This window comes from Myxococcus sp. AB025B, from assembly GCF_006518215.1.
In the GTDB taxonomy this organism is placed as follows: Bacteria; Myxococcota; Myxococcia; order Myxococcales; family Myxococcaceae; genus Myxococcus; species Myxococcus fulvus.
The window spans coordinates 1-9,537 of sequence record NZ_SRLW01000355.1 but is presented as its reverse complement, the minus strand read 5'-3'; the positions used below and the strand labels follow the sequence as shown (position 1 = coordinate 9,537).

At 73.2% G+C, this 9,537-nt stretch carries 6 protein-coding genes; 2 read left to right on the top strand and 4 right to left on the bottom strand.

Features of this window, described 5'->3' with window-relative positions:
- Positions 1–3: 3 nt before the first annotated feature.
- On the top strand, positions 4–756 hold the full coding sequence (locus FL311_RS44465) for a hypothetical protein (RefSeq protein WP_141332459.1): 753 nt from the start codon (positions 4–6) through the stop codon (positions 754–756).
- 95 nt (positions 757–851) lie between these two features.
- On the top strand, positions 852–2,228 hold the full coding sequence (locus FL311_RS37335) for a wax ester/triacylglycerol synthase family O-acyltransferase (protein WP_141332458.1): 1,377 nt from the start codon (positions 852–854) through the stop codon (positions 2,226–2,228).
- On the opposite strand, the gene FL311_RS37330 is transcribed toward FL311_RS37335, so the two are convergent.
- From FL311_RS37330 to FL311_RS37315, 4 genes are all read right to left on the bottom strand, one after another.
- Positions 2,229–3,620: a sigma-54 dependent transcriptional regulator gene (locus FL311_RS37330; protein ID WP_194869523.1), complete on the bottom strand. Its 1,392-nt coding sequence runs from the start codon at positions 3,618–3,620 to the stop codon at positions 2,229–2,231.
- Entirely contained in the window at positions 3,617–5,158 is a 1,542-nt protein-coding gene (locus FL311_RS37325; RefSeq protein ID WP_141332455.1) for an ATP-binding protein, read from the bottom strand. The genes FL311_RS37330 and FL311_RS37325 overlap by 4 nt, the downstream gene beginning before the upstream one ends.
- Positions 5,159–5,251: 93 nt before the next feature.
- A complete protein-coding gene (locus tag FL311_RS37320; RefSeq protein ID WP_141332454.1) occupies positions 5,252–8,581 on the bottom strand; it encodes a HEAT repeat domain-containing protein in 3,330 nt (1,109 codons plus the stop codon).
- Between the two features lie 51 nt (positions 8,582–8,632).
- Complete coding sequence (locus FL311_RS37315) at positions 8,633–9,433, bottom strand: RDD family protein (protein WP_141332456.1); 801 nt, start codon at positions 9,431–9,433, stop codon at positions 8,633–8,635.
- Positions 9,434–9,537: the final 104 nt, after the last annotated feature.

Genomic DNA, 9,537 nt, shown 5'->3' with positions numbered 1-9,537 from the left:
GGCCTGCTGAGCGCCTTCACGGCGCTGGGGCAGGAAGGGGGCGAGCGTCCACGCACGGTGGCGGGCGTCTGCGGCAGCGCCAACTGGGTGTGTGTGGCCGAGTGCATCGAGCCCGAGTGCGTGGACCGCTGTCTGCGCGAGGGCTGCGAGCAGTCGCTGGACCGGCTCAAGGCCTGCACCCTGAAGGCGGGCTGCGCGGAGGACGACACGCAGTGCTCGGCGAAGGCGTGCGGCAACACGTGTCAGAAGGCCTTCGAGCCCGCGCCGCCCAGTCCGGAGAAGGAGCAGAAGTCTCCGTGTGACGGGCAGGCGGCCTCGTCCAAGCCCGTGCCCCAGAAGCTGGTGGGCGTCTGGCGGCTGGCGGCCGCGAGCCTGCCGTTGCAGCAGGACGGAGGCTTCACGCGAATCGAACCCCAGCCGCGCGCGGACTATGCGCGCACGCTGCAAATCACGCCCGAGGGGTGCTTCGTGCTGCGCACCGCGTTGAAGGACGCGACGCTGGGGCAGGGCAACCAGCTCGTCGTGCGCGCCTGGGGGACGATGGAGGTGCTGGATGACCACCACGTGAAGCTGCTCGCGAAGGATGGCCAGGCGGTGGGCCCGGTGTGCGGGGACAAGCGCGTCATCCCCCTGGCCCGCTCCAAGGTGAAGTTCAAGGGCGGCTCGTTCCGCTGGGACTTCGAGGAGGAGACGCTCACGTTGACGGTCGACGACGCGACCAAGCAGACCTTCCAGTTCGAGCGCGAGGAGCAGTAGCGGCCCCTCGTGAAGACAGCGCGCCACGGGAGGCCGTCCTGCGCCATCATGGTGTGTCCCGTCGGGTGGGACACACGGAGGCACGCGTGGCCGGGATGAACCAGGAGCGGATGGCGAGTGTGGACGCGCTGTGGTTCCACATGGAGGAGCCCGCCAACCTGATGATGATCACAGCCGTGCTCGGCTTCGAGGGCCGGCTGGACTTCGCGCGGCTGCGCGAGCTGGTGCAAACGCGCCTGGTGGAGTGCTACCCGCGCTTCCGCCAGAAGGTGGTGATGGGGCGGCTGGGGCAGCCGCAGTGGGAGGAGGCCCAGGACTTCTCGCTGGACGCGCACCTGCGGCGACTCCAGGTGCCGGCCCCCGGAGACCGCGCCGCGCTGGAGTCCCTGGTGAGCGAGTGGATGAGCACGCCGCTGGAGCGCTCGCGTCCGCTGTGGCAGTTCCACGTGCTGGAGGGTGGAGACGGGGGCGATGTGCTGCTCGCACGGCTGCATCACTGCCTGTCGGATGGCATCGCGCTGGCGCGGGTGCTGCTGACGCTCACGGATGGGGACGGTGCGCGGGAGGAGGCGCCGGAGTCCTCGCGGACAGCGCCTCGTGAGGGAGGGCTCGCGAAGTGGATGCGCGGGGCGCGGGCGGTGGCGGGCACGGCTCGGACGGTGCTGCGCAAGGGCGCGGAGATTGCCGCGGAGCCCATCCTCGCCGGAGACCTGGTGCGGCAGGGGGCGCTGGGGGCCGCGGCGCTCGGCAAGCTGATGGTGGTGACGCCGGACCCGCGCACGCCGCTCAGGGGGCCCCTGGGGACTCGCAAGCGCGCGGCGTGGTCCTCGCCCATCCCCCTGGAGCGGGTGAAGGCCGTGGGCAAGGCCCTGGGCGGCACGGTGAACGACGTGCTGCTCGCGGCGCTGACGGGCGCGCTGCGGCGCTACCTGGAGGCCCGCAACGTCCCTCCCGAGGACCTGCACGCCGTGGTGCCGGTGAACCTGCGGCCGCTGGATGAGCCGGTGCCTCGGGCGTTGGGCAACCGGTTCGGCGTGGTGCTGCTGCGGCTGCCGGTGCACCTGGCCGAGCCTCGACGACGGCTCCACGAGCTGTCGCGGCGGATGGACCTGGTGAAGAAGTCCCCCGAGGCGGTGGTGACCTTCGGCGCGCTGGAGCTGCTGGGCTACACGCCCGCGCCGCTGGAGCGGGTGGTGGTGGATGTCTTCGCCACGAAGGCCTCGCTGGTGGCCACCAACGTGCCGGGGCCCCGGCAGCCGGTGTCGCTCGCGGGCGTGAAGCTGCGCGCGCTCACGTTCTGGGTGCCCCAGGCGGGACACCTGGGGCTGGGGGTGAGCCTGTTCAGCTACGCGGGGCAGGTGACGGTGGGCGTGGCCGCGGATGAGCTGCGCGTGCCGGACCCGCACGCGCTCATCGACCACTTCCACGCGGAGCTGGAGGCGCTGAGTGACGGGGTGACGCAGGTCGCATAGCTACAGCAGGGCGTGCTCCTCCAGCTTGTTGTAGAGCGTCCGGCGGCTGATGCCGAGCAGCCGGGCCGCCAGCGTGCGGTTGTCGCCCGCGCGCGCGAGCGCGTCCACCAGGGCCTGCTTCTCGGTGCCCTTGCGTTGGGACTCGAGCGTGCGGCCGCTGTCGGCGGCGGGGCTCGCGAGCGCGGTGACACCCTGGGGCGGCGTGAGCACGGGCGTGGTCAGCCCCGGCTGGCGGGCCAGCTCGCGCGAGACGTCCTCGCCCGTGAGCGTCTGTCCGTCCGAGAGGACCACCAGGCGCTCCAGGAAGTTCTGGAGCTGGCGCACGTTGCCCGGCCACGGCTGGGCGCGCAGCACCGCGAGCCCGTCCGGGGTGAGCGTGAAGGGCGGCTTGCCATTGGTGCGCGCGTGGATGTCCAGGAAGTGGCGCGCGAGCGGCTCGATGTCCTCGGGGCGCTCGCGCAGTGACGGCAGCCACAGGGGCACCACGTTGAGGCGGTAGAAGAGGTCCTCGCGGAATCTCCCCGCCTTCACCAGCTCCTCGAGCGGCTGGTGCGTGGCGGCGACGAAGCGGACGTCCACCTTCACCGTCTGCGTTCCGCCCAGCCGCTCCAGCTCCCGCTCCTGAATCACCCGCAGGAGCTTCACCTGCACGGCGAGGGAGATGTCGCCAATCTCGTCCAGGAACAGCGTGCCGCCGTGCGCCAGCTCCACGCGGCCGGGCTTGCGCGTGGCGGCGCCCGTGAAGGCGCCCTTCTCGTAGCCGAACAGCTCGCTCTCCAGCAGCGTGTCCGGCAGCGCGGCGCAGTGCAGCTTCACGAAGGGGCCCGCGTGGCGGGGGCTGCCGTCGTGCACGGCCTTGGCGGCCAGCTCCTTGCCCGTGCCGGACTCGCCGCGCAGTAGCACCGTGGCCATGCCCGTGGCCGCCTTCGCGAGCAGGGCCTGGGCCTCCAGCATCCGCTGGCTGCCGCCGACGAAGGCGCTCGGGGTGCGGAGCGGCTCGTTCGTCGCTTCACCTTGCGCGCGCAGGAGCGCCTTGCGGATGGTGAAGAGGATCTCCTCGCGGTCGAAGGGCTTGAGCACGAAGTCCGCGGCGCCCGCCTTCATCGCCTCCACCGCCAGCGGCACGGTGCCGTGCGCGGTGATGAGGATGACGGGGACGTCCGGCCAGAGCCGGCCCATCTCGGCCAACAGCTGCATGCCGTCCATGCCGGGCATGCGCACGTCGCTCACCACCACGTCCACCGGCCAGCGCTCCAGCAGCGAGAGCGCCTCCGTCCCGTTGCGCGCCGTGTGCGTGGCCAGGCCCGCCTGACCCAGGAGCGCACCCAGCACCTTCGCCACCGCCGGGTCGTCATCGACCAGCAGCACGGTTCCCTTCAACGACTCACTCACGCGGCTTCTCCTTCGGCCCCACCGTCCCCGCGCCGGGCTTCCACCGGCAGGCGCAGACGCACCACCGTACCGCGCCCCTCCCGGCTTGTCAGACCCACCGTGCCCCCGTGCGCCTCCACCACGCGTCGGACGAAGGCCAGCCCCATGCCGCTGCCCGAGGCCTTGGTGGTGAAGAAGTCGTCGAAGGCGCGCTCGCGGGTGCGCACGTCCATGCCTTCACCCGTGTCCTCCACCTCCACCGCGACGGCCGCGCCGTCCCTCAACGTGCGCACGGTGAGTGTGCCGCCCTTGGGCATGGCCTCCGCGGCGTTGCGCACCAGGTTCTCCACGGCGTTGGTGAGCAGGTCCTCGTCCGCGGCGCAGGCGGGCAGGTCCGGGGCGAGCTCGCGGACGATGGTGATGGGGTTGGTGCTCGCGAAGGACTGGAGCGAGAGGACGCCCTCCACGAGCCGGCCCAGGTCCACGGGGCGGGGGAGGGGCTCCACGCGCGCGAGGCGCTGGTAGGTGTCCACGACGCGTCCCAGGCGCTCCACCTGTTCGAGCATCAGGTCGAGGAACTCGCCGTGCGTGTCCCACGACTGGCCTCGGGCGTGCTCTTCCTTGAGGTACTGGGCGGTGCCCTTGAGCGCGGCGATGGGGTTCTTCAGGTCGTGCGCCATCTGCGCGGAGAAGCGGCCCAGGGTGGCCAGGCGCTCCAGGCGCTCGCCCCGGGTGACGAAGGCGGTGACGCCCCGGCGCGTGGCGGCGACGAGCGAGAAGGTGATGGCGGTGGTGCACAGGACGAGCGCGCCCACCTGCGCGGCGAAGAGGCGGAAGACGGTGAGGTAGGCGAGGACGCCCACGCCCGCGAGCACCACCGCGTGCAGCGCCATGCGCGGGGCGCCCTCGCTCTCGTCGCGTCCGAAGAGCCCGAAGCGCAGCGAGGCGGTGGCCATCAAGGGCATGCACAGGAGCGTGCCCAGGTTGCCCAGGCGTGGCACCTGTCTGAGGCCGAGCTCCACCGCGAGCTCGGTGAGGAGCAGGGCGACGAGGAAGGTGAGGCCCAGGGCCATCAAGCTCGCGCGGGCGCGCTCGTCCGGGCGACGTGCGTCGCGCAGGTGCAGCGCCAGCAGCGTGAAGGTCCCGATGACCGGTGGGACCACGAGGACGGTGACGAAGAGGCCGAAGCGCAGGGTGAGGATTGTCGCGGCGAGCGAGGGCACGCCCAGCGCCACGTGCATCAGCAGGGCGAGGGCTCCGAAGACGGCATAGGTGCCGTACATGGCCCAGGCCGAGCGGCGGCGGCGGCCCACGAACGCGAGGGTGAAGTGCAGGGTGCACGGCACCGTCATCAGCGCGGCGGCGAAGCCCACCAGTCGCCAACCCGGTTCGCTCGCGCGGGCGAACGCGTAGCCGGTGAAGTTCCACGCGGACAGCGCGATGGAGAGCAGGGAGAGCGGCAGCGCGAGCGGGCTGCGTCCCACCCGGGCCAATGCCAGCCCCGCGAGCGCGAGCTGCCCGGCGCACGCGATGAGGCTGATCCACATCCCACCGGTCATGGGGTCCTGTCTCGTGCTGGCGTCACCGGCGCAGCATAGCGGGATGGGGCGGCGTCCGGAGTCGAGGCGGTGTTCGCCTCGACTCCGCGATGCTCAGAGCATGCCCAGCCGGCGGGCGTTGGCCGGGTCCACGGCGGCGCTCTCCCACCGACGCGCGGCCACTTCGCGCTCGTTCTCCGGCGCGTCCGCGTAGTAGCCGAGCGTGTCGTTGAGCGCGCGGCTCAGCTCCTCGATGGCGGCGAGCCGCACGTCGAGCTCGCGGTGTCGCAGCGCCGCGATGAGCCAGTCCGCGCGGCGACGGCTGCGGTTCTCCGCCCACCACGCCGCCCACTGCGTCGGACTGAGGCCCAGCGGCATGCGCGTCACCTCGCGCAGTGCCTCCGCCGCGGCCTGCGCGCACATCTCGTCCTCGCCGCGCGTGAGCTGGATGAGGCCCTCGACGGCCTCGCGGTCATGCAGCGTGCCCAGCGCCCGGGCCGCCAGCGCGCGACGCAGCGTGTCCCGGCTGTTGAGCTCCTGGCGCAGCTCACGCATCGCCGAGTCCAACCTCGGCAGCTGCTTCAGCGCGGCCGCCGCCACCCGCGCGGCGCTCGAGATGTCCGGCTCCAGGTCGAACAGGCCGCGCAGCACGCCATCCACCAGCTCCACGTAGGGCAGGTTTCCCGCCGTGAGCAGCGCGAAGTAGCGCGTGTCCGCGTCAGGCGAATCCAGGAGCGGCGCCAACGCCTGCGCGGCCGGGCGTCCCAGTCGCGACAGCGCCGCCGGAATCGGACCCAGCTCGTCCGCCTCGGGCAGCTCCACCACGGGCAGCCGGCTCCACGCGGTGGGACCGGGGAAGTGCTGGGCGAGCACCCGGGCACTCGCCTCGGGCGAGCGCGCCAGCTCCACCATCGCGTTCGAGCGCTGCGCGGCGTCCGGGCCCGTGAGCCGGCGTAGCAGCGGCGCGAAGTCCGGCGGCGGGCGCTCCTCCTGCGACTGCGCGCGAGGCGGCAGCGCGGCGGCGCGTCCCACCGTGCCCGCGGCGCCTCGACCGAAGAACGGGCTCCACCCCAACCCCGCCACCACCGCGGGCGCGGGAGCGGGCGTGGCGGCCACCGGCACGTCCACGTCGATGGTGATGTCCTCCTCGACGGAGCGAGGCTCGGACACGCGCTGCTTGCGGAAGAGGATGAGCTCCTGGAAGGCCGAGGCCAGGTCCTGGCAGAACAGGATGTAGTCCGACAGCCGGCGCTGGCTCATCGGCTTCTGGCCGCAGTCTCCGTAGAGGATGGCCACCAGCCGGCCCTTCACCTCCACCGGGTACAGGAACACCGTGCGCGGCGTCTGCCGACCGAACAGCTCCAGGTAGTGCCGGGTGAGCGCGTCCGGAGGCAGCGGCCCCGCGTAGCTTCCCCGCGTCACCGCCACCGTGCGGAAGACGCTGCTCGCGTCGAGCGGCACGGACACCTGGGTGAGCCCTTCGCTCGCCATGCCCTCGCCGCGCGCTTCCCATCCAATCGCCGCGCCTCGCAACACCGCGAAGGCGGCCACATAGTCGAACGTCCGCCGGCCGAAGCGCAGCGCCACGTCCATCAACTTGTCGCGGTCCTTGGTGGACTCGCGCAGCGCGGCGCGCGCCGCCGCCAGCGTCCAGTCAGGGACCTCCTGATTGGCGGAGGCAGTGGGCGGCGGCCGGACCTCGGGCTCGGGCGGCCTGGCCTTGGGCTGCGCGGCCGGCTTGTTCGGATTGGGGAAGACGATGAACGCGGGCTCGCTCGAGCGCGGAGGCTGCGCGGGCGGCACCTCGGGCCGAGGACCTCCGGCCAACAGCGGCGAGCCGAAGCGCATCGTGGAGAGCGGCACGGAGTCCGCCCCCGACGTGGGCGCGGCGGGACCCGGTGGCCACAGCTGCGGCGCGCCACCGGACTGCGCGGGCGGCCACAACGGAGGCGCGGCGGGCGTCGTCGCGGAAGAAGGCGCTCCGCTGGCCGGAGCCGTGGAGGGACTCGCGCCCGTCACGGGCTGGGAGGAAGGCTGCGCGCCAGGCGCCGTGGAGGGACGTGCGCCAGAAGAAGCACCACCCTGCGTCGTCGCCGGAGGCTGCGCAGCGGGGCCTGTCACGAGTCGGCCCGTGGACGTGGCCGACGGAACGCCGCTCACCGTCGTCACCGGAGGCTGCGCGCCGGGACCTGTCGCGGGGCGGCCTGCTGAAGCCGTCGAGGAGGCGCCGCTCGCCGCGAGATGCGCCGGTGGCTGTCCCGCGAACCCTGTCGTTGAGCCGCCGCCCGCCGCGGGCTGCGCGCCGGGCGAAGCGCCGCTCGCCGCGGGAGGCTGTCCCGCGAAGCCTGTCGGTGAAGCGCCGCTCGCGGAGGACTGCGACCCGGACGCGCCGGGCGAAGCACCACTCGCCGCGGGAGGCTGTCCCGCGAAGCCTGCCGGTGAAGCGCCGCTCGCGGAGGACTGCGTTCCGGGCACTCCGGCCGAGGCCCCGCTCGTCGGGGAAAACGGCGGAGGCTGTCCCCCGGAGGTCCCCGTCGTGGACCGGGCAGGAGACTGCGCGCCCGTCGGCGAAGTCCCTCCGGCGCGCGCCCCGGTCGGAGCACCGCTCGCGGACGGCACACCGCCCCGTTGAACCGTCGTGGGCGTCGCTTCCACGGGAGACCGAGGGGGCGTCGCCGTGAGCACCGGCGGCTGGGCCGGGCGAGACGTATCGGGCCTGGACGGCGGCGTCGCGGGACGCTCGGCCGCGGGCATGTTCAGCCGCAGCGGGGCTCGCACGAAGGCGGGTGGCGGCACCGGGTCGGGAGGCGGCGGTGGAGGCGGACGCTGGGGCGCGGGCGCCTCACGGGGCGCGGCGCGAATCTCCGCGGCCACCGGCTCACCGGCGACGGAGCGGGCCAGCCGCTCCACCATGTCCACCGTGAGCGACTCGTCCGACGGCGGAGGAGGCGGCGGCGTGACGGGGAGCTGCTTGTCCGGGTCCAACGCGGACACCAGCTGCGTGAAGCGCGGCGCCAGCGGCTGGCGGTAGATGGTGGAGATCCACTCGCGGATCCGCACCTCGGTGGCCACCCACAGCTCGAGCGGCTTGCCGAGCAGGAACCCGACCTCGTCCAGCTCCTTCTTCGGCACCGGATACGCGCACGCGACGTGCAGCGTCTGCCCATCCAGCGACAGCGGCACCACGCACAGCCGCTCCGCGATCTTCGGCGGGATGAAGGACGCGACCTCGAGGTTCGGCTCGAAGTCGACCAGGTTCACGGGCCGGAAGCCCGCGACGTCACCGAGCAGCGAGAGGACCTCCGCCTCGTTCGCGAGCCCCTGCTCCAAGAGCAGCGTGTCCAGATGTCCGCCCTGGGCCTGCTGGAGTCGCAACAACTCTCCCGCCTTCTCCTGGGAAAGGAGCGTGCGGGAGACGAGGAGCTGGGCAAGGCGGGCGGGCATGTAGGCGCGGCATCTTACGGCCGCGGCCGCAAGGCACAATGAAGCGGTGGTTCAGCTCGGTTGAACGACGAAGGTGGACGTCAGCTTGTCATGGAGCGTCTGTCCACGGCGATCAAAGAGCGCCATCCAGAATCCGCCCAGGAACAGGACGAAGGAGAGGCTGGCGAGCATCGCGCGGACGATGGCCCTTCCCGGCGCCGGCGCCAGGCCGTGGGTGTCCACCAGCCTGAGGCCCAGCAGCAGTCGGCCCAACGTGCGTCCGTTCCAGAGGAAGGCCGCCACCGCGCAGTACACGAGCGCCAACACCAGCACCAGGAAAAACCCGGGCAGCAGCACCGTGTGCAGCGCCCGCAGCCACGCGACGAACCCGTCCAGGCCGGACAGGCCCGCCTCGGGCGCCTTCATCCCCGTCACCGACGAGGCCAGGGTGATGTACAGCGCCGCCACGCCACCGATGGCCGCCGCGTCGATGCTGAAGGACAGCAGCCGGCGCCACAGCGACGCGGGGCGCGCGTGGACCTCGGAGACCCCCGGCTGCACCGCGGCGGTGCGCACGGACTTCGGCTTCTCCGCCCGAGGCGCGGCGCTGGCCATCACGGGCAGACCCGAGGACACCGGGGCGGGCGCGGACTCCGGCGTCTCCAGGGCCGCCATCACGGGCAGGCCCGAGGACACCGGGGCCACGGGCTCCTGAGCGGACCAGGGCAGGCCCGACGGCATGGGCGAGCCGGGCTCCGTGTCCGCCAGGCTCGCGGCGGGCGCCGGAGTCTCCGCGCGGGGCAGGCCAGGGGCGGGCGCCACCAGGGGCTGCACACGCGGCGGCACCGGCGGGGTGCCGTAGGCGGGCGTCATGGCGGACATGGGCGTCTGGGCCGTGGCGGGCACGGGCGGCACGTCCACGGGGAAGCCGCCCCCCTGGGCCCAGGACGGCTGGGCGACCGGCGGAGGCGTCGCGG